Origin of the sequence: Phaeodactylibacter sp., from assembly GCF_022763345.1 — a bacterium.
In the GTDB taxonomy this organism is placed as follows: domain Bacteria; phylum Bacteroidota; class Bacteroidia; order Chitinophagales; family Saprospiraceae; genus Phaeodactylibacter.
This window is the reverse complement of the sequence record NZ_JALEGS010000049.1, coordinates 78,914-99,342: the sequence shown is the minus strand read 5'-3', so window position 1 is coordinate 99,342 and position 20,429 is coordinate 78,914. Positions and strand designations below refer to the sequence as shown.

Sequence of the window (20,429 nt, the reverse complement as noted above, 5' to 3'; positions counted from 1 at the left end):
ATCAGTCCTTGTAAAAGAGCCACTTGCCTAGTTCCTTAAGCGTCACTTTCTTACCGTACATAAGAATACCTACCCGGTAGATCCGCCCGGACAACCAAACAAAGAAGATCGCTGTAGCGGCCAACAGCACGACCGATAGCGCCACTTCCCAGACCGGAGGCGAAAACGCCAGCCGGGCCGGCATCACGATTGGTGAGAACAGCGGGAAAATGGACGACCATACCGCCAAGCTCGAATTGGGGGCCTGTATAGCCACAATCATAATGTAAAATGCCAGGATCACCGGAATGGTAATCGGGATGGTCAGGGATTGCCCTTCGCCCAAATCGTCGCCCATGGCTGAGCCCACGGCAGCGAACATGGAAGAGTACAAAAAGTACCCGCCCAGGAAGAAGAAAATAAACATCGGCAGGATGAGCCACCAGTTGAGGCTTTTAAACTCCTCAATGGCAAGGGCGACCATAGCTTCCGTATCTTCCGGGTTGAAATTGGCAGCGCCGGGCTGCTGTTGTGCCATCTCCATTTGCGCACTCGAATCAATGCCAAAGAGCAGGCTGCTTACCAATATGATAATCGGGATCAGGATAGCCCATATGGCGACCTGCGTCAGCCCTACCGCGCCAACGCCTACAATTTTGCCCAACATCAACTGAAAGGGACGGACGCTGGAAATCATCACCTCCACGATACGGCTGGTCTTTTCTTCCATCACCGAGCGCATGACCATCATACCATAGATAAAGACCACGATATACATGATGATGCCCATGATGCCTCCAATGCCGGCAGCAATAGCTCCGGTGAGCTTACTCGCATCTGTGCTTTCGTCATCAATGGGCTCCGGCTCCAGCTCGATGCGGGTATCAATCGCTTCCAGTTGCTGAGGGTCGAGCTGAAGGGCTTCAATTTTGTAATCGCGCATCTGTCCCCGCACCCGGTCCCGGATGAGCGCATCAATATCCAGGGAAGGCTGCTTGTCGGCATAGTAGTAAATAGTGTGGCGGGTAGCCATCACATCTTTGACCCTGGGCACGACAAGAATGCCATCGTAGTCGAAGTCGTCAAAATTTTGGCGGAGGGTTTCCAGGTCCGTGTCCACAAATTTGAAGTACAAATTTTCCTCATCTTTGATGGACCGGTCGAAGATATTGCCTTCATCAATGATGGCGATGCGCCGGGAGTCGTCGCTCTCATACTGAAAGATGAGCCCCGCCACTACGAAAAACAAGCCAAAGGCCAGCGGGGTCAGCAAGGTAGCCAGGATGAAGGAGCGGCGGGTCACCCGTGTGAGGTATTCCCGCTTTATGATGAGCCAAAGCTTATCCATGATCGTTGTTTAGGGTTAATTAGTTGACCTGACGAATGAAAATTTCGTTCAGTGTAGGCAGGATTTCCTGAAAGCGTTTCACAAAAACACCCCGGTCGAGCATCGCACGGAGGAGGGTATTGGACTCAGCCGTTTCTGCCACTTGTACAGTGAGCCGCCCGGGCTGTTGATCAATAACTTTAGCCCGCTCCAGCAGACCCTCCGGCAGCTCGCCCTCGTACTCCAGTTCAAACAGGTTTTGCTTGAAGCGGTCTTTAACGGCGCTGACTTTGCCCTCCAGCACATTCTCGCCTTTGTTGATCAGTACGATGTGCTCGCAAATTTCCTCGACCTGCTCCATGCGGTGGGTGGAGAATATGATGCTCATGCCCTTCCCGCGCAGGCTGTGGATTTCGTCCTTGATCAAATTGGTATTGACGGGGTCCAGCCCGGAAAAGGGCTCATCCAGGATCAGCAGCTTAGGCTCGTGGACGACGGTCGCAATAAACTGAATCTTCTGCTGCATGCCTTTGGACAGCTCTTCCACCTTTTTGTCCCACCAGTCCTCAATGCCAAATTTTTCCATCCAGGCGCTGATCTTGGTTTTGGCATCTTTAGCGGATAAGCCTTTGAGGCGGGCCAGGTAGGTCAGGTGCTCTCCCACCTTCATTTTGCGGTAAAGCCCCCGCTCCTCGGGCATATAGCCAATTTCTTCGGGGTGGCGGCTGTTGAGCTTTTCTCCATCCAGGTACACCACGCCCTCATCGGCCCGGGTTATGGTGGTGATGATGCGGATAAGGGAAGTCTTCCCCGCCCCATTCGGCCCCAGGAGCCCAAAAATACTCCCGGCAGGCACCTCGAAACTCACGTCCTTGACAGCGACGTGCTTTTCGTAAGCCTTCACAATATTCTGAATATCAAGTATAGGTCTGCTCACGGTTCAATAGGTTGTGGCAGGGAAGATAAGCCCATTTCTGCGGGGGACGCAAGAAATTCGGTTAGGGATTGGGATTTTTGGATGAATGGGATAAGATAAATACTATGGTATACTTGTTAGACGCAGTCTTTTTAGCCCCGTAGCACTTGCGGAATTTTAATTAACACTGGTGAAAACTATAAATAAAGCAGGTTGCGAAGCAAAATGCTAACTATTCACTATTTTAGAGCCAATATGGATCGTCTCATGCATAGTATTCCCGATTTATTAGTACTTTAAACGGAAGTCGATTGAATCATTCATAAGTTATGACTCTTTGCTTGCTATACAATAAGGAGAAGTTTACATTTTCTGGCTTATGCCTGATGCTTCTTCTATTAGCAAGTTGCATAAAAGATCAAGGCATTGACGATGCTGAAGGTGAAGCGCTTCCTGATACAACATGGCTGAGCTCCAATTATTCTTTAAGTCTGGAAGGGGCTTTATCAACCTACAGCGATGAAGATATAGGATATGACTTTTGTACCGATGTCAGCACAAGGAGTATTTCAACTTACAAGCTTTACGGTGACTCCACAGTAGTTTACGAGGTGCTATTAAGCCCGCTTAATATCGTTAACCAACCGAAAGTGCTCAGCTATGCGTTCTACGTGTACTGGAATCGATTTGAAGAGACAGACCTTTCGCTTTACAATGCTGTCACTGATATCATTCAAGGCAACTCCTCGCGGAAATATCATTTGCAATTTTCGATAAGGGATGAGGATGTAAGTTACTCCAATAGCTTTTTCTATACAGAGCGTACTACAAACACTGATGCCGATTCTGATTCGGAATCAATCCTTCGCATCCCTGAGAACATTGATTGCAGGGTTTACGGAGAAAAGGTTTGCGAATTAAATTTTCAGTACTCCGGATTCGTTTATTCCAATGGCAAAGCAGATTCCTTATTTGTGGATTATTTCGATTTGCAACTCTTTTTGCCTTTGTCGTTGTGAGCTGGGTGCCTCCCGTGCTAAGTGCCAGGCATCATCGAAGCTTTTATTTTTTTTCAAAACCCTACATCCGCCGCACCTTTCCCTGCTGCTGCGCTTCGTTGGCTGGCTTCTCCGTCTTCAGATCCAGGATATTGCCCATGTGGTAGCAGGTGCGGCAGCGGGCCTCATAGGTGTCCTTTTCGCCCAGCACGACGGTGTGGTCATCTGCCGAAAGGCGGTAAGAATGGGTGGCCAGGTTCCCGCAGTGCTGACAAATGGCGTGCACTTTGGTGATGTACTCCGCCACGGCCAGCAGATTGGGCATGGGGCCGAAGGGCTTGCCCCGGAAGTCCATATCCAACCCCGCCACAATGACCCGCAGCCCGCGCAAGGCCAGCATCTGACAGACCTCCGGCAGGTCTTCATCAAAGAACTGCGCCTCGTCTACCCCGATGACATTGACGCCCTCGGTCAGCTCCAGCAGGCGGCGGGAGTGCTCGATGGGCGTGGAGAGGATGTAGTTGGCATCGTGGGACACCACTTTGGCCTCATCGTAGCGCGTATCTACCTTGGGCTTGAAGATTTCCACCCGCTGATTGGCAATTTTGGCGCGCTTCAGGCGGCGGATCAACTCCTCGGTCTTACCGGAAAACATGGACCCGCAGATGATTTCTATCCATCCGCTGCGCTGTCCCTTAAAATGCGGTTCTAAAAACATAGGCTCAGGGTTGAACGCCTAAAGTTACGGCACCGGGAAGGGATTAAAAAATAATCCGGAGCATGGGCCTGATTTTTCTGCCCCATCTTATGGAAAAGTGCGCTGCTGCAAAGGTGTGAACTTGACTGGCTCTGCTAATGTTACTAACTTTGATCTTCCGGTGGAATAGCCGGTGTGTCTAAATGATAAATATTGGTCCGCCATGATAAAAGTTGCAGAAAGCGCAAAAAGCCAGATTGCAGAGATTCGTAAAGCCAAGAATTACGGAGCCGATTACTTTGTCCGGGTATGGGTCACGAGCGGGGGCTGTTCCGGGCTGACCTATCAACTGGAGTTTTCCAATGAGGCTAAAGCCGATGATCAGGTCTTTGAAGACAACGGCGAGAAAGTCGTCACCGACCTGCGCAGCTTCATTTACCTTTGTAACACCACGCTGGAGTTTTCCGGCGGGCTCAATGGGGAGGGCTTTGTATTCAACAACCCGAATGCCTCCCGCACCTGCGCCTGCGGAGAAAGCTTTGCTGTATAGCATCCCCATACTCATCAGAAACTTCAACAACAAAAAGTCGTTGAAGTTTCACTGTTCAGGAGATGTCTGAATGCCTTTTTCAACCAATCTTTTTTCCATGCAATCTGACCACCCTCCCTCTTGTTGCTCCATGCATTGGTTTAACCTACTGCTCAGGTCTCTGATTACAAAAGCCTGACCGCCTATGCTACGCATCGGATATGACGCAAGGCAGTTGTACAATAATTTTACCGGGCCCGGCAACTACAGCCGTACGCTCCTCTCCAATCTCGCGGAGTACTATCCGGACAATGCCTATTTCCTGTATACGCCGCGCCTGACCCGGAACGAAGAGACCCAGTTCTTCCTCAACAGCGCCTTGTACAATACCCACATGCCCCGCCGAAAAGGCTTCCCGCTGCTATGGCAAAATTTTGGCATCAAACGTGACCTGAACCGGCAACGCATACAGCTCTTTCACGGTCTTAATCAATCTCTGCCCTTTGGCTTATCCAAAACGGGAATTAAAAGTGTGGTCACGGTGCATGACCTGATTTTCAAACGATTCCCTAAGCAGTTTTCTTTCTCCCGGCGGCTGGCGCTTGACTTCAGACTTAAGTACGCTTGCCGGGAGGCAGACCACATCGTAGCCATTAGCGAAAATACCCGGCAGGACCTGCTGCACTTTTATGAGGTGCCACCGGAGAAGGTATCGGTTATTTACCAGTCCTGCCACGAGCGCTACATGCAGGAACGGTCAAACAAAACCCTGGAAGCCGTAAGGCAGCGATACCAGTTACCTAAAGAATATATTTTATCGGTGGGTGCCATCATACCCCGAAAGAACCTGTCCGGGGTAGTAAAAGCCTTATCCATCCTCCCCAAATCTGAGCAACTGCCCTTGGTGGTTGTGGGCAGAGGACACAAGCATAAGCAGCAAATTTTACGATTGGCGAGACAGCTTCAGCTCAGCGACCGCATCCATTTTGTGGACGTCCGCTTTAATGATCTCCCGGCTATCTATCAGAATGCCTCCCTGTTTGTTTACCCATCGCTCTATGAAGGGTTTGGTATACCCATTTTGGAAGCGCTGTTCAGCAAAGTACCAGTTTTGACCTCCAGTACCTCCTCTCTGCCCGAAGCGGGCGGCCCCGGTGCGCACCTTGTCGACCCCACACAGCCAGAAGCCATTGCCGAAGGGATACGGAAAACGCTGACCGATGCCGAGTACCAGGCCCGGCTCATTCATGACGGCTTCGAACATGCCCAGCAATTCCTGGGCGAGCCCCTTTCCGAAAAAATGATCGACCTTTACGAAGAGCTGATCGGAGAAGAATACCTGACGCCGGAACAAATTACCTAACCCCCTCCCTTCATCCAGACATCGCGTTGCGGGAACGGAATGGTGACGCCATTTTCCCGGAAAGCCTGGTCAATCTTGAACCGCATATCACTCTTGACATCCTCAATTCGGATGAACTCGTGTGACCAGAAGTGGAGCTCAAAGTCAAGAGAAGAGTCTCCAAAATCCACAAAACGCACAAAAGGTGCCGGATGGCGAATGACTTCCGCATTGCTCCGCGCGATATCCAGCAGCAACTGCTTAACCAGCTCCGTGTCTGACCCGTAGGCCACACCCACCTTGATGTAAAAGCGGGCCTTGTTGTCATTGTGGCTCCAGTTGACAAAATGCTGAACGATCAGGCGGGAGTTAGGGACAATCACAACGATATTATCGCGGGTCTCCACCAGCGAAGTCCGCACGCCAATCCGTTTTACCGTACCAATAAGGCCGTCTACTTCCACCACATCACCGACCTCTGCCCGGCGCTCGAACAACAGGATCACACCAGAGAACAAATCCTTGAACGTTTCCTGAAGGCCAAGCCCAACGCCCACCAGTAGCGCCGCTGCCCCACCCCAAATCAGGGTAAGCGTAAAGCCAAGGGCCTCCAGCGCCATCAGCCCGGCAATGATATAAACGAAGTATTGCAATAGCTGATTGAAGGCATACTGCGAGCCCACATTAATCTGCTTGCTCCGGTAGTACTGACTGAGGATAAGCTGAATGATCATCCAACTGAACAACCGGGCCAGCACAATAATGAAAGCCGCATTCAGCAGGTTGGAGACCGAGAAACTCCGCGTCTGCCCGTCCTCGGCACCAGCAGGCTTATAGGTGTAAAACACCCAGTCTATTTCAAAAGCCTGTACAATAAAGAGCAGCGCCAGGATGTATACGGCATATTGTACCGTACGATTCGTCTTGTTTTTGGAATCCGTTTGATAGCGGTCCAACTCCACAGGGTCTTCCCTCCGGTTGCGATAATAATTGGTAACAAGCAGGCGCGAAATGACGAAGTCCAGCAGGCGGGCAAACTGCCAGATCAGCATGGCCTGAACGAAAGTGGAGATGAACAGGTTGGGTGCATTCTCATTGGTAGTCTCCACCAGCTGCCGGTCAAGTTGCAGTACCGCAATTAACGCGACGGCTGCCATCAGGACCAGTAAGGTGCCTAAAATCCGGCGGGCTTTACGGCGCTCCTCCTGTGGCAGTTCAAGGTGGGCTGCAATTTTAGGAAAAAGCCGACGGGCGACCAGCCAGTACAGAAAAACAAGCATAACCAGAATACTCGTGCCCAGCACCAACTGCCCCAGGCGCAGTGCCCATCCGTTGTACTCCAGTATTATTTGATCAAATATCTCCTGCATAGCCCTGATCTTGACGGAAAGTTAAGCAGACCGTTGTTGAAAACGGAATGGATGACTAAATATTTGCGCATTCTTTACTGCCAATAGCGGTCAACTTTACTCTATCAGAATTTGTATCTTTAGGCGCAACCAAATCGTCATTACATGCTGAAACCACTGGCTCAGGTCATCTCCGTACTTTTTCACCCCCTATTGATTGTGACCTACATGCTGGTTCTCCTTTTGCTGATTAATCCCTACCTCTTTGGGGTATACAGCATTGGCGACAAATTCAGCAAGCTGCTCATTCTGCAGGTGTTCCTGTCTACCTTTTTCATTCCCGGGTTTGCTGTAGCCATGCTGCGCTTTACCGGGCTGGTGAGTTCCCTGGAGATGAAGACGAAGCAGGAGCGCATCGGCCCCTACGTCATCACGGGCATGTTTTACATTTGGATGTTCCGCAACTTCCTGGGCAATGCACAGGTGCCTAATGCTTTTTCCGCTTTTCTGCTGGGGGCAGCGATTGGCCTGTTTATTGCTTTTTTCATCAATATCTTTTCCAAAATCAGTGCGCACGCTGTGGGCATGGGCGGCCTGTTGGGCATGGTGGTGATTACGCTGCTGCTCTTTAGCCACGACACCTTCCTCATCAATCTTGGCGCAATCGGCGTCTATGAAGTCAGCATGTACTGGGTGCTGATGCTTACAGTGCTCCTGGCCGGGCTCGTTGGCACCTGCCGCCTCATTCTGCAGGCCCATGAACCAACGGACCTCTACGGTGGTTACCTCGTCGGATTCGTATCGCAATTTATCGCGCTGCGCTTTATGTTTTAGGACTCAAAACCAACCCTTTATGAAAGATCGCATCCTCATTGTTGGCGCCGGGCTCGTGGGCTCGCTTTGGGCCGTACTGCTTGCCAAACGCGGATACCAGGTAGATGTATTTGAACTCCGCGATGACCCCCGGAAGGCTGGCTTCAAAGGTGGGCGGTCCATCAACCTGGCTATGAGCGACAGGGGGTGGAAAGCTATGGAACGGGCCGGCATTAAAGATGCGATCCGGCAACAGGCCATCCCGATGCGGGGCAGAAAGATGCATGATACCGCCGGGCAGCTTACCTTTCAGCCCTATGGCGAACAAGACCAGGCTATTTATTCCGTCTCCCGGGGCGGGCTCAATATTGAGCTGATCGATATCGCCGATCAGTACGACAACCTGAAATTTCACTTTGGATATAAGTGCCTTGGCGTAGTGGCTGAGGAAGCCAAAGCGCACTTTGAGCACCGGGATACCGGCGAGCACCTGACGGTAAATGCGGACCGGATATTCGGCACTGACGGTGCATTCTCAGCAGTGCGGCGAAGCCTTATGAAAGCCCTCCCCCGTTTCAATTACAGTCAGTCCTTCCTGGACTATGGCTATAAGGAACTGCACATACCTCCTACAACGGATGGCAGGCACGCACTTGACCCCAATGCACTCCATATTTGGCCCCGTGGCCAGTTCATGATGATCGCTTTGCCTAATGTTGATGGCAGCTTCACCGGCACGCTGTTCCTGGCCTATGAGGGGCAAACCCCGGCTTTCGATCAGTTGAATACGGATGAGGAGATCATGGCCTTCTTCCAAACTTACTTTGCAGATGCCATCCCGCTTATCCCCAACCTGCTGGAAGAATTTCGCGAGAATCCAACGGCTTCCCTGGTCACCATTCGCTGCAGCCCCTGGCGCTACGAGGATAAAGTCCTGATCATGGGCGATGCTTCCCACGCTATCGTTCCTTTCTACGGCCAGGGCATGAATTCTGGTTTTGAAGACTGTACCTTACTCGATGAGCTCATTGACGCTCACGATGGCAACTGGACGGAGATCATCGAAGCCTTCAATCATTCGCGTATCAAAGATGCCAACGCTATTGCCGACCTTGCCCTGCGCAATTTTATAGAAATGCGGGATAAAGTGGCAGACCCCAAATTCCTGTTGCGTAAGGAAATCGCTGCTCATTTTAACAAGATTTACCCGGAGTTCCTGCCGCTTTACTCACAGGTGACCTTTAGCCATATCCCCTATAGCGAAGCACTGGAGGAAGGGCATGCGCAGGACGCCCTTTTTGAGGAAATACTGGTGCTGGATGGCATTGAGCAAAACTGGAAAGACAATCCCGAAGTTGACCGCATTTTCAGAAAATGGATGCAGGGACGCCCGGTGCTGGCAACTAGCTAACACAGCAACAGCCCTCAGCGCACCGGAGCACTGAGGGCTGTTATCATTGTTACATAACTTTGCTTATTGCTCCGCTTCCGGAGCTTTTCCCTCCATCCAGCCTTTCGTGAGGGCAACTTCCTGTAGCTGCTCCACGATGGTGCCCAGCTCTTCCGGGTAACCATAGTAGAGTTTGATTTTCTTCTGTTTGCCCTCATGCTCAAAGGTGAGGTATGTGGTCGGCAAATCCGTCACGTTATCGGTATACTCCCGCTCGTACTGATACAGATCGGCCTCAATCAGGCGGGAAAAAACCATGTTGGTGGTATCTGCCGAATAAGTCCGGTGGTGCTCCCCTTCCGGCTCTACGAAGCGGCGCCCATTGAAAGTAGCCGAACCATCGCCTTTAAGCGAGAAAACATAGGTAGGGCACTGGCCAAAGCAGCCTGTTTTCGCAATTTCGATAGAGGTGGTGGGCTCGTACTCATATTTACCGCTGCCGCACTTCTGTGCCGTAAACAACAGAAAGGCACTTGCCAGCATTAAAGTTAGTCGGATTGGACTTTTCATAGATTTCATTTTTGCCGCAAGATATTAATTCCTTGCCTTATCCACTACCTTGAAAAGGGTTCCGCTCTCTACCTGCGTATTGAGCTCCATCCCATTCAAGATAGCAAACTCTTCCAGACGATCATTCGGGATCCCGTTGCTGGTCAGCAGGCTACGCAGGTTGGTGGTGCGCGGCGCTTTTACAATTTTGATGCGTTCTGGCTGTACATTGATCTTGGAGGCATCCGTCAAGCGGTCGAAGCCATTCATCGTGCGCAGGAAACTGCTTTCGTAGTTGCCATACTGCTGCTGATACGCCATGCCCAGTAGCTGGTATACCCGCCCTTCGTACTCCATAAAGTAAAGCAGAATATTGATGACCTGCTGATTCTGCTCATCCACCTGACGCCCCTGTACCACACGTGCATTCAGGCCATTGACCTGCCGGTTATTCCGGCTCGTCACCTCAAACTGATGGGTTTCCATGTAGGCCTGTTCTGCCTGAGTCAGGTTATTCTTAGGAGACAGTGAAAGGACCATCAGAGCATTACCATCTTCAGGCGCCATTTGTACCTGACTGGGCGTATTGACCGTCCGCCAGCCATTGGGGATTGGATACTGGAACTTGAGGTCAGGGTGATAAAAGGTATTGCGTTCCACATAGCCCTGCCGGGGGTCTTCGCCGTAAAGCAATCCATCAATCATATTCAGGTAAGAATCGCGGCCTACCTTTAAATTCCGGCCATTGGAGCGCTGCTGCCACTTTTGAGCCAGTGCTTTGGTATTTTCGTACCGGTTAGCCGGATCAGGGTGCGTAGACATGAACGTTGGCAGCCGCCCTCCGCTCTGATCGGTCAGGCGCTTCAGCGTTTGGAAAAAGTCGGCCATTTCTCTGGCATCATAACCAATTTTAGTGGAGTATTCCACCCCCAGCCGGTCGGACTCGGTCTCCGCATCCCGGCCATATTTCAGAAACAGCAGCCCCAAACCCTGGCTCGCCACATCTGCAAACTCCGCAAACTTAGGAGAGACGATGATGCCGGCAATCAGCCCTACCTGCCCAAGCATCTGACGGCTGTACTGCCGGGCCGAATGCCGGGCGGTCACGTGGCCGATTTCGTGCCCAAGCACCCCTGCAAACTCAGCCTCGTTGTTGAAGTGAGCCATAATCCCCCGGGTGAAGTAGACGAACCCTCCGGGTACCGCAAAGGCGTTTACCACGGGCGAGTCCAGCACCTTGAACTCATAGGGCAGGTCCGGCCGGTGAGAAATCCGGGCCATTAACCGGCCCTGAGTCGTAATAAACTGTTGGATTTTATCATCTTCGTACAATCCATAGGAGGCAACGACCTGAGGGTCGTAACTAATACCCATTTGCACCTCCTGCTCTTTGCTGAGCAACATGAATTCCTTTTTGCCCGTCACCGGGTTGGTGGCGCACGAAGCCAGAAAACCGGCACACAACAAAAGGAAGGAAAACTTCATAAGAATGGGGTGTAGAGTTATCATAGTTCTTCAGCTTTGTCTTGTTTCGTTTGGTTGACATAAGCTAAAATAATAAAAGCTCACTACAAATGACACAAACCATTTGGATATATGTATCACTGGTGGCCCTGGGGGGTGCCCTGTTGCTGTATGGCCTGCTCAAAATGATAGGGGGCTACAAAAAACGCAAGCTTCAGCGATTAGAGGAAATAGAAACCTTAAATCCGGTCAAAACCGTTTCCCCTCCCGGAGATTCACCGGAAGCTTCCCTGGAACGGGCCGCCGACAACATCTCCGGGCGGTTCAGCATCATCAGAAAAGGAACAATCACCTTCTCTATCCTCATCATCATCCTGATAGGGGTGCTGCCCTTCTCCACTAAGCTCCCCATTACTTCTATCTCTCTGCTGATTTCGGCCTTTGGTATCGTTTTGGGTATTGCGGCCAGACCAGTCATTGAGAACTTCATTTCCGGCATCCTTCTTAGCTTCTCCTCCGCCATCCGGTTGGGCGATACGGTGGTTATAGATGGATACTACGGTACGGTTGAGGATATCTCCATGCTGCACACGACCGTCAAAACCTGGGACTGGAAACGGTACATCGTTGCGAATTCAGATATGCTAAAGCGGGAGGTTATCAATTTTTCTGTCCATGACACCTACATCTGGGCGCATGTGGAGTTTTTTATTTCTCCGGAAGCCGACCTCTCCAGCGTCCGCTATACGGCTATGCGCATCGCTGAGCAGTACAACGCCAGCCAGGTCAAGGAGAAACCCCGGTTTTGGGTAATGGAAATGGGCGAGAAAGCCATTAAATGCTGGATCGCTGCCTGGGCAACGTCTCCGGCCAATGCCTGGTCCGTGCAGCACAACATCCGCACAGACCTCATGGTAGCGCTGCAGGAGATGGGCATTGCCACCCACCTCCATCAGCACCAATTACAGTCGGATTACCCCTTTGACACCAAAGGGTAGTAAATACGAGTCAGCCATTTTGAAGTATCCGGCTCTGATGCCGGGTCCGTGACGTATTCTTCGATAGCAGGCACTCCGGCCTCAAGGCCATGCTGCTTGCAGTAGCCTTCTATAGCCATGTGGGCTGCTCCCAGTCCTTCATACCCACCATAATATTCAATGAGAAGGGCCTCGTTTTCGGCAATCCCAATGGTTTGAAAACCTTCCAGCTGATGGGCTTCTGCCAGCGGAATAGCCTGAGCGCAATCGGTGGTGCCGGTGGCTTCGTCCCAGGTATAATACAGCCCGCATGGCATACCCACCATCTTCAGCCCTGCCTGTTCTACAGCCTGATAGACTTTCGGGGTATTGGCACCAAAAACGGCGGTCATTTCCGACATATCCACCGTTTGCCGTAAGGCCACAAAATGGCGCAACGGCAACTCAACGGCTTGCACCCTAAACTGAGGCGTAGCAGCAGCCTTCGCCTCCACCTGCTCCTTTAGCAATTCCAACCCTCTGTCATAGTCTTTCTCAATTGCACCTTCAAAGTCCTGAAACAGCAGCATCGCATTGAAAGGGTAAGGGAACTCTGTATGAAACGCCCAGGTGGTTTCCGTACCACCATCTACCGGCTTGAACGTCCAGGCTGCATCTGCCCCGCCCTGCCCTTTGAAATCTACGTGCGTCGTCAGCTTTTCCGGTGCAGAAGAAGAGGTAATTTCCATACGGCCCTCACCAGAAACTTCTCCTTTCCAGGAATAAAATGCGCCTGCGCCTACTGAAGGGTTGCCCATTGTGACTTTCATGGCTGGGTCCATTTCCTTCCAGGGTGACCAGGATTCCCAGGTTTTCAGATCGTTTACGGCATTGAAGACCATTTCCTGCGGGGCTTCAATAACTGTGGAACGACTGAGCGCTACTTCCCGGGGCGCGATAAGCCCTCCAATAGCGATCAGGCCGATAAGCCCGGCCAAAATGAATAAACCAATCTTGAGAATTTGCATAATATGTAATAGGTTTTAGTGACGGGTGAACTAAATAGATTGTCAATCTAATGTAAAAATAAACAATTGTTTTAATTAATTGAAATGCAAAACAAATATTTATTTTTATAATTCAGGGCTAACTGCCTTTCTCTGCTGCAACAAGTGAGGATTTTATCCAAAAAGGAAAAAGAGTATAGCCCGGGGTGACCAACCTTTCCCCACAATTTGCGTACTTTGGAAGCAAACCTGGAATCGCCTCAATCTAAACCTCATGCATCGCCTAAGCGTACTCATCTTGTCGGTCCTGTTCGGTTCCCTGCTTCGGGCGCAGAGTGATGTGCAAATTAAGGTGTACGATTTTGAGGATGGGCTGAGCCACCGCATCGTCTCCAAAATATTACAAGACAGCGCCGGCTTTATCTGGATGGCTACCATCAACGGGCTGAACCGGTTTGACGGGTATGAATTCGTCACCTACACACCACAGGACCCCTCCACTTACCTGCCGCATGAATCCTTTTCCGATATGGTTATCGATGCTGAGCAACGGTTGTGGCTGGGCAGCCCCAACTACATCACCCGCTTTGACCCGGGCAATAACCAATTCGAAGACTACAAAATCAAAGAGGGCGATGTTCGCATAAGGGAAGCCGTAGTGCCCCATGACCTGACCCTTGGCCTCGGCGGGCAAATCTGGTCGGCGGCTTACCATGAAGAGACCGCGACCACCCAGCTCATGCTCATGCAACCGGATGGCCGATATCAGGAGTTGATGCGGCTTGCCGGCAGGCACATCGGGCGCCCTATGGCTCAGGTACAGCAAAAGTTATTTCTTGGGGCCGTCGGGAATGAACTATGGGAACTCAGTGCCAAAGGGCGAGTACTGCAGCGGCATATTGTGCCAGTATCGGAAAGCAACCGAATCGTGCAAATCGCTGGCACAGCCACCCAAATCTATATCCTGTGTGCCGATGGCCAGCTTTTCACCTTTGACCCGGCTCAGGAAATCTTCAGCGAGCATCCTGCCAGTATTCAGGGCGCTGTTGCTTCCGCACTCTTGGTGGAGCAGGATGGCAGCCTTTGGATGGGCGGCCGGGGCATGTTGCTGTATTACAACGCCCAATTGGGTAGTGTCGAAAACTTTGCCCCCCGGATCCGGTCCATCACCAAGAATACCGCTACCTACCGGCAGGTTTTCCGCGATCAGTCGGGTGTGGTTTGGGTAGCTTCGGATTTTGGCGCTATACGCCTGGTGCAGTCTGAGCAACTCTTCGCCCACTACCTGGAAGGCGGCAGTGAGTATTGCAGCAACATCTACTGCAGCACACGCGGCATTACCGAAGATGACGAAGGGAATGTTTACTTTTCCTACTACAGCTCCATCCATGTACTCGACCCGGAAACCGATGGGCTCCGCCCGCTTTTCCCCTTCAATGATTATTTCAATTATCCCTTTGGCCTGACCTACTTTGATGGGGCGCTTTATACCGGAAATGGCAAGCGGATAGACCTGGAAACACTTCAGGTGCGTGATATTCTCAAAAAACCGGACAAAGACCTTGGCCATGTAATTGTGGGCCCCGACAGCACCCTTTGGATGGGCTATCTGCAGTGGCTTTATCAGTATGAGCCGGCCACAGACCGCCTTATTCCTTTTGAAGATGAGGCGGGGCCATGGGATAGTTTGGACGGCAACATCAGCTATCTCCACTTCAATGCAGCTGGCGACCGCCTCTGGGTGGGCACGCTGGACAATGGGCTGCATGAAATCGTGCCAGGACAAGGCCGGGTGGCACACTATCATACTGGAAAAGACAGCCCATTGCCCTTCCGGAGCAATCAGGTGAATGCCATCTACGAAGATAAAACGGGTAAGCTATGGGTCGGGTCGGGTGAAGGGCTCCACTGCATCCTTCCCAGTCAAGACAGCCTGAGGGTTTACACTACAGCTGATGGGCTCTCGAATGACTTCATCAATGGTATTTTGCCGGAAGGCGACTCCTGTCTTTGGGTAAGTACAGACAACGGGCTAAGCCGGCTAATCGTGCCCGATGGCGCCTGCACCAACTACTATGTGGAAGACGGGCTGACGGCGAATGAGTTCAACCGGATTTCCTTCTACCGTTCCCGTGCCGGACGGCTTTATTTTGGCGGATTGAATGGCATCAATGCCTTCTTCCCCGGCCCGCAGTTTCAGGAACAACAGCTCGAAGAACAAGAAGCACATTTGCTACTGACCCACTTTAGCAAATACGATGTCGCAGAGGACACCCTCATTCAGCGCAATTACGGATTAGATCCCGGTGAGCGGGTAGACCTCTCTCCCTGGGACCGCATTTTCTCTTTTGGGTTTGCATTGGCTGACTACCGGCAGCCTCTTGAAAACACCTATAGCTATAAACTGGAGGGGTACGAAGAGGAATGGAGCCCATCTGCCACCACCACATTGGTGCGCTACAATAACATTCCTGCCGGCAGCTACATCTTCCGGGTCCGGGCAAAAGCCGGTGCAAACAGCCCCAACTGGAATCAGCGGGAACTCGCTATACCTGTGGTCATCCACGAAGCCTTTTACAATACCTGGTGGTTTTGGGTGCTGTGTACCCTCTTGCTGAGCAGTGCCGTTTTTGGCGTCATGCGCTGGCGGATCATCCTCGCCCGGCGCCGGGAGCAGGAACTGGAAGCACTGGTGCAGGAACGCACCAAAGAGCTGGAAAAGGAAAAGCAAAAGTCCGAAGAACTCCTGCTCAACATTCTGCCCGAAGAAACTGCCCGGGAGCTCAAAGAATATGGTTTTGCCAAAGCCAAACGGCATGAATTGGTTACGGTCATGTTCTCTGATTTTAAAGGCTTCAGCCATATCTCAGAGGGCATGGAACCGGAGGACCTGGTGGCCGAAATTGACCACTGCTTCCGCGCCTTTGATGAAATCATGGAAAAATACGGCCTGGAGAAGATCAAAACCGTAGGCGATGCCTACCTCGCCGTAGGTGGTATGCGGGATACGGATGAAGATGAAGCCGTGCGCGTCACCCTTGCCGCCATGGAGATTCAGGAGTTCATGGCGGGCCTGAAAATACAGCGGGAAGCCGAGGGGCGCACTTGCTTTGAAGCTCGTATCGGCATACATACCGGACCGGTGGTTGCAGGCATTGTGGGCATCAAAAAATTTGCCTACGATATCTGGGGGGACACCGTCAACCTGGCTTCCCGGATGGAAACCAGCGGAGAAGCTGGCAAAGTCAATGTTTCCGAGGCTACCCATGCCTTCATTCAGGACTTCTTCAGCTTTTCGCAAAACGGAAAATACACCGAAACCAAAGGCCAGGATATTGACATGTACTTCGTAGATGCTTATCTTGGGGATTAATTCTGACCTCCCTTTTCCCTCCTTTTGACGTCCGGGCTACTTTCGGAGTAGCTGTAATCCATTATCTTGTACCCAAGATCCTTAAATCCCATGTTCATGAAATACCAATGGCCACTTGCGCTCTTATGCTTAGCTGTACTCAACCTGACATTCGTTGATTTTTCACCCACCCGAAAAGCGTTTCCGCTCCCCGCGCCTACAAACGGGGAAACCATCGTACACTTTGGTGAGGAGGAGTCGAAAAACGATGCCAAACGCCAATGGCTTGAGCTCCTGCATCAGGCAGCTCCAGGCACGGACTGGAGAGCGATTGAACACCAAACCCGGCTGCGCCGGCACCGCGCCAAGGTCAACCTGGGAATCGGCCTCAGGTCGGGTTGCGAGGGCGGGCTTTTCGCCGGCGGCCTCCTTTCCGGTTCCTGGCGGGAACGGGGCAGCATCAATCAGGCCGGCAGTGTTTTTGATACCGAGTACGACCCGGCTACCGACGAGCTGTGGCTGATCTCCGCAGGTGGCTCTCTTTGGCGGGGGCTGCTCGATGGCAGCCACTGGGAAATCGTGAATCAAGACCTGCGGTTTACGCCCGGAATGCTGGAATTTATTCCCCATCAAAACGGGCGGCGCATGATTGCCTTTACCGGACGGATTCCACACTACTCTGATGATGATGGCTACACCTGGCAACAGGCAGCGGGTATTACCCACGATGACCGCTGGGGAAATATCCACTCCCCGATTCTGGTACAAGACAGCATTTCCAGAGTTTACGTGCTCGCCAAACCGTCTTACTGGGCAGACATCCAATTGTACCGTTCAACCAGTCAGGGAGAAAGCTACTCGCCCGTTAGCACCTTCAACACCAATGACTTCAACCGCTTGCGCCTTTCTGCCCCTCACCACTATCAACGTATGATGCTGGTAGAGAAAGCCGCCAATAACACCGGTAAAATTTACCACGCCAATCCCGACAACGGGCAACTCGACTGGATCAACCCTTCGACCAACCTGGACTTTGGCGGGGCCCGGGCCAACCTGGCCGGTACCGCAATGGCTGATAGCCTGGTGCTCTATGCTTACACCAGCCCGGAGCAGGGAAGCTGGGAAATTTGGCGTTCTGTGGACAAAGGCATTACCTGGTCAAAACGGGGCGACCTGCCCGCACGCCCCTGGGATGTCGGCGTTTTCGTCAGCCCGGACAACCCGGATGTGCTGTACATGGGCGAAGTGGAATGCTTCCGCAGCCTCGACGGAGGGCAATCCTGGGAAAAAATCAATGACTGGTGGGCTTACTACTCCGATATTGCCAACACCCTGCATGCCGATATCATGCATTTTGACGCCTACAAAACAGCTGATGGCCTACCTTTTACCCTCATTAGCAACCACGGCGGCTTGTCGGTATCTTATGATCAACTGGAGACCGTGGACAATATTGGCATGGAGGACCTCAATGTCAGCCAGTACTACAGCGTACGTACCGACCCTACCGACAATCAGTTCGTATATGCCGGTTCGCAGGATCAGGGCTTTCAGCGCTCCCGTCATTTCGATGACCCTGGTATTCAGCGGTTCGATCAGGTTATTTCCGGAGACTACGGGCACATCGTTTTTTCCAATGACGGGCAGTATCTCTGGACGGTTTACCCCGGGGGCTGGGTGTCCTACTATCAAAACCCGCAAAACGGAGGCATTACCGGCGATTATGACCTTGAGTCTGAGGATGAGTCGGTATGGCTACCCCCGCTTATGGCCAGCCCCTTCCCCGGCGATGTAGGCGCGTTTATGGCGGGTGGGAATATGGATGGCGGACCGGGCTCTTACCTCATTCGGCTTGACCCGTCACCGAACGGCATAGCCGCCACGCAGATTGACTTCGACTTTGCCGCCGCCTCCGGCGATGGGGAACTCTCTGCCATGGAAGCCTCACCTCTGGACTACAACCGCTGGTACGCCGCGACGACCAATGGCCGGTTTTTTACCTCGGATGAGGCTGGCTACACCTGGGAACAGACGGTAAATTTCATCCCGGAAGGGCATTACCTCTACGGTCAGACAATCTACGCTTCCACTCAGGATATTGACAAGGTTTACCTGGGCGGGAGTGGTTATTCCAATCCACCGGTCTACGTCAGTACGGATGGAGGACAAAACTTTACCGATATGTCGGAAGGCCTGCCCTCAACGCTGGTCTTTGAAATCACCGGCACGCCAGACGAAGCCTTCCTGTTTGCGGCCACGGAAGCGGGCCCTTACGTTTATATTACCGCTGAAGAGCGCTGGTACTACCTGGGGGGCGACTGCTCGCCCGCGCAGACTTACTGGTCGGTAGAATACCTGCCTGAGATCCACACCGCCCGCTTTGGCACCTATGGCCGGGGCATTTGGGACTTTGAACTCAGCCCGGTTGTGGCCAGCAGCTCCACAGCAGCGCCTATCGCTAGCCTTGCTATTGCCCCCAATCCGGTGAGAGAACAGTTTACTGCCACTTTACCGAAAGGCACCTGGGAGCTACAGCTCTTCAACAGTGCCGGGCAGAGCATGCAAGTGTGGACGGATGTGCAAGGTACTGTGCAATGCCAGGTTTCCGCTCTGCCTAATGGCACCTACTACCTGCTGGGGCGCTCAGCAATCGGGGAAGTCCGCAAACAGCCGGTGGTCCTGCAACGGTAGACCAAGCTAAAATCTTTCCAAAAATAAGCATGCCGTAGTTGCATTCTATATTCAAAACCACTAACTTTGAATCTCAAAGTACTATAAAATGACAACTCATCATCAGGAACACCTGGAAGCGCTGACAGAAATCCGCAGTATTATGGAGCGCTCCTCCCGTTTCATTTCCCTTAGCGGCCTCTCCGGAGTAGCTGCCGGCATCTGGGCGCTGCTCGGTGCAGTTGCCGCCTTTTGGTATCTGGGCGCAACGCCTTTCGAAGGCACCACACCTTTTGCCCACATTGCCGAACACCCCACCGGACTCGACCCTATCAGCTTCTTCTTTCTTGATGCTGCTCTGGTTCTGATTTTGGCGCTGACCACAGGCATTTATTTCACTACCCGGAAGGCACGACGGAAAGGGTTACCCGTTTGGGACCGGCTCACCCGCCGCCTCCTGATTAACCTGTTCATTCCACTGGCAGCCGGGGGTATCTTTTGCCTGGCGCTCATTAAGCATGGAGAAGCCGACCTCATCGCTTCAGCTACCCTGATTTTCTACGGGCTGGCACTCCTCAATGCCAGTAAGTACACCCTCAACGACATCCGCTACCTGGGCCTGATGGAAGTTGGGCTGGGGCTTATCTCCGCCTTTTTTACCGGATACGGTCTTGAGTTTTGGGCCATAGGTTTCGGGCTCCTGCATATCCTTTACGGTACCGCTATGTACTTCAAATACGAGCGGGAGGCATGAAACACATCATCACCAAATTAAATCCTGCTTTTGACCACCGGGTACGGCTGGGCATTATGTCCGTGCTTATGCTGGAGGAATGGGTAGACTTCAGCAGCCTGAAGGAAACCCTGAACCTGACCGACGGCCGCCTGGCTTCCCACATCAAAGCCCTGGAAAAAGAAACTTACCTGGAAGTCCGGAAACGCTTTATTGCACGGAAGCCAAATACCTCCTACCGGGCTACGGATGAGGGGCGAAAGGCTTTTCAGGCCCACCTCGATGCATTGGAGGTATTGCTGCGGGCTGGCAACAGCGGGCCATCAACGTAGTATCCTTATTTTTTTATTTCTAAACT

17 protein-coding genes are annotated in these 20,429 nt (G+C 52.1%); 10 read left to right on the top strand and 7 right to left on the bottom strand.

Going from position 1 to position 20,429, the window contains the following annotated elements:
* Nucleotide 1: 1 nt before the first annotated feature.
* Both MRY86_RS13105 and MRY86_RS13100 read right to left on the bottom strand, forming a co-directional pair.
* Complete coding sequence (locus tag MRY86_RS13105; RefSeq protein WP_293565072.1) at nucleotides 2-1,327, bottom strand: ABC transporter permease; 1,326 nt, start codon at nucleotides 1,325-1,327, stop codon at nucleotides 2-4.
* A gap of 19 nt (nucleotides 1,328-1,346) precedes the next feature.
* Nucleotides 1,347-2,243 (bottom strand): ATP-binding cassette domain-containing protein, encoded by an 897-nt coding sequence (locus MRY86_RS13100; RefSeq protein ID WP_293565074.1) that lies wholly within the window; start codon nucleotides 2,241-2,243, stop codon nucleotides 1,347-1,349.
* 308 nt (nucleotides 2,244-2,551) lie between these two features.
* Here MRY86_RS13100 and MRY86_RS13095 point away from each other — a divergent pair, with 308 nt between their 5' ends.
* Complete coding sequence (locus tag MRY86_RS13095) at nucleotides 2,552-3,241, top strand: hypothetical protein (protein ID WP_293571543.1); 690 nt, start codon at nucleotides 2,552-2,554, stop codon at nucleotides 3,239-3,241.
* A 61-nt stretch (nucleotides 3,242-3,302) separates the two neighbouring features.
* Here MRY86_RS13095 and MRY86_RS13090 read toward each other — a convergent pair whose 3' ends face one another.
* Nucleotides 3,303-3,938: a thymidine kinase gene (locus tag MRY86_RS13090; RefSeq protein WP_293565078.1), complete on the bottom strand. Its 636-nt coding sequence runs from the start codon at nucleotides 3,936-3,938 to the stop codon at nucleotides 3,303-3,305.
* A gap of 202 nt (nucleotides 3,939-4,140) precedes the next feature.
* On the opposite strand from MRY86_RS13090, the gene MRY86_RS13085 reads away from it, so the two are divergent.
* Entirely contained in the window at nucleotides 4,141-4,467 is a 327-nt protein-coding gene (locus MRY86_RS13085) for an iron-sulfur cluster assembly accessory protein (protein ID WP_044216832.1), read from the top strand.
* Nucleotides 4,468-4,651: 184 nt separating this feature from the next.
* Nucleotides 4,652-5,809 (top strand): glycosyltransferase family 1 protein, encoded by a 1,158-nt coding sequence (locus MRY86_RS13080; protein WP_293565080.1) that lies wholly within the window; start codon nucleotides 4,652-4,654, stop codon nucleotides 5,807-5,809.
* Here the strand turns inward: MRY86_RS13080 and MRY86_RS13075 are convergent.
* Nucleotides 5,806-7,158 (bottom strand): mechanosensitive ion channel domain-containing protein, encoded by a 1,353-nt coding sequence (locus MRY86_RS13075; RefSeq protein ID WP_293565082.1) that lies wholly within the window; start codon nucleotides 7,156-7,158, stop codon nucleotides 5,806-5,808. The two genes, MRY86_RS13080 and MRY86_RS13075, sit on opposite strands and share 4 nt — an antisense overlap.
* Before the next feature lie 144 nt (nucleotides 7,159-7,302).
* Between MRY86_RS13075 and MRY86_RS13070 the strand changes: the two genes are divergently transcribed.
* Both MRY86_RS13070 and MRY86_RS13065 read left to right on the top strand, forming a co-directional pair.
* Nucleotides 7,303-7,971 (top strand): hypothetical protein, encoded by a 669-nt coding sequence (locus MRY86_RS13070; protein WP_081968608.1) that lies wholly within the window; start codon nucleotides 7,303-7,305, stop codon nucleotides 7,969-7,971.
* 19 nt (nucleotides 7,972-7,990) lie between these two features.
* On the top strand, nucleotides 7,991-9,361 hold the full coding sequence (locus tag MRY86_RS13065) for an NAD(P)/FAD-dependent oxidoreductase (protein WP_293565086.1): 1,371 nt from the start codon (nucleotides 7,991-7,993) through the stop codon (nucleotides 9,359-9,361).
* Nucleotides 9,362-9,424: 63 nt separating this feature from the next.
* Here the strand turns inward: MRY86_RS13065 and MRY86_RS13060 are convergent, their stop codons facing one another.
* Together MRY86_RS13060 and MRY86_RS13055 are read right to left on the bottom strand one after the other, a co-directional pair.
* On the bottom strand, nucleotides 9,425-9,910 hold the full coding sequence (locus MRY86_RS13060) for a DUF6438 domain-containing protein (protein ID WP_293565088.1): 486 nt from the start codon (nucleotides 9,908-9,910) through the stop codon (nucleotides 9,425-9,427).
* A gap of 24 nt (nucleotides 9,911-9,934) precedes the next feature.
* Nucleotides 9,935-11,398 (bottom strand): M48 family metalloprotease, encoded by a 1,464-nt coding sequence (locus tag MRY86_RS13055; RefSeq protein ID WP_293565090.1) that lies wholly within the window; start codon nucleotides 11,396-11,398, stop codon nucleotides 9,935-9,937.
* Between the two features lie 65 nt (nucleotides 11,399-11,463).
* Here MRY86_RS13055 and MRY86_RS13050 point away from each other — a divergent pair, with 65 nt between their 5' ends.
* The gene (locus MRY86_RS13050) at nucleotides 11,464-12,351 is read left to right on the top strand and encodes a mechanosensitive ion channel family protein (protein WP_293565092.1); all 888 of its coding nucleotides are present in this window, start codon (nucleotides 11,464-11,466) and stop codon (nucleotides 12,349-12,351) included.
* On the opposite strand, the gene MRY86_RS13045 is transcribed toward MRY86_RS13050, so the two are convergent.
* Nucleotides 12,327-13,337: an SRPBCC family protein gene (locus tag MRY86_RS13045; RefSeq protein ID WP_293565094.1), complete on the bottom strand. Its 1,011-nt coding sequence runs from the start codon at nucleotides 13,335-13,337 to the stop codon at nucleotides 12,327-12,329. The two genes, MRY86_RS13050 and MRY86_RS13045, sit on opposite strands and share 25 nt — an antisense overlap.
* A gap of 253 nt (nucleotides 13,338-13,590) precedes the next feature.
* On the opposite strand from MRY86_RS13045, the gene MRY86_RS13040 reads away from it, so the two are divergent.
* The 4 genes from MRY86_RS13040 (at nucleotide 13,591) to MRY86_RS13025 (ending at nucleotide 20,403) form a co-directional block, all read left to right on the top strand.
* The gene (locus MRY86_RS13040; protein ID WP_293565096.1) at nucleotides 13,591-16,689 is read left to right on the top strand and encodes an adenylate/guanylate cyclase domain-containing protein; all 3,099 of its coding nucleotides are present in this window, start codon (nucleotides 13,591-13,593) and stop codon (nucleotides 16,687-16,689) included.
* Nucleotides 16,690-16,785: 96 nt separating this feature from the next.
* Nucleotides 16,786-19,359 (top strand): hypothetical protein, encoded by a 2,574-nt coding sequence (locus tag MRY86_RS13035; protein WP_293565098.1) that lies wholly within the window; start codon nucleotides 16,786-16,788, stop codon nucleotides 19,357-19,359.
* A gap of 88 nt (nucleotides 19,360-19,447) precedes the next feature.
* Entirely contained in the window at nucleotides 19,448-20,092 is a 645-nt protein-coding gene (locus MRY86_RS13030) for a hypothetical protein (RefSeq protein WP_293565100.1), read from the top strand.
* Nucleotides 20,089-20,403 carry a transcriptional regulator gene (locus tag MRY86_RS13025; protein ID WP_293565102.1) on the top strand — a complete coding sequence of 105 codons (315 nt, stop codon included), beginning with the start codon at nucleotides 20,089-20,091 and terminating at the stop codon, nucleotides 20,401-20,403. The genes MRY86_RS13030 and MRY86_RS13025 overlap by 4 nt, the downstream gene beginning before the upstream one ends.
* Nucleotides 20,404-20,429: the final 26 nt, after the last annotated feature.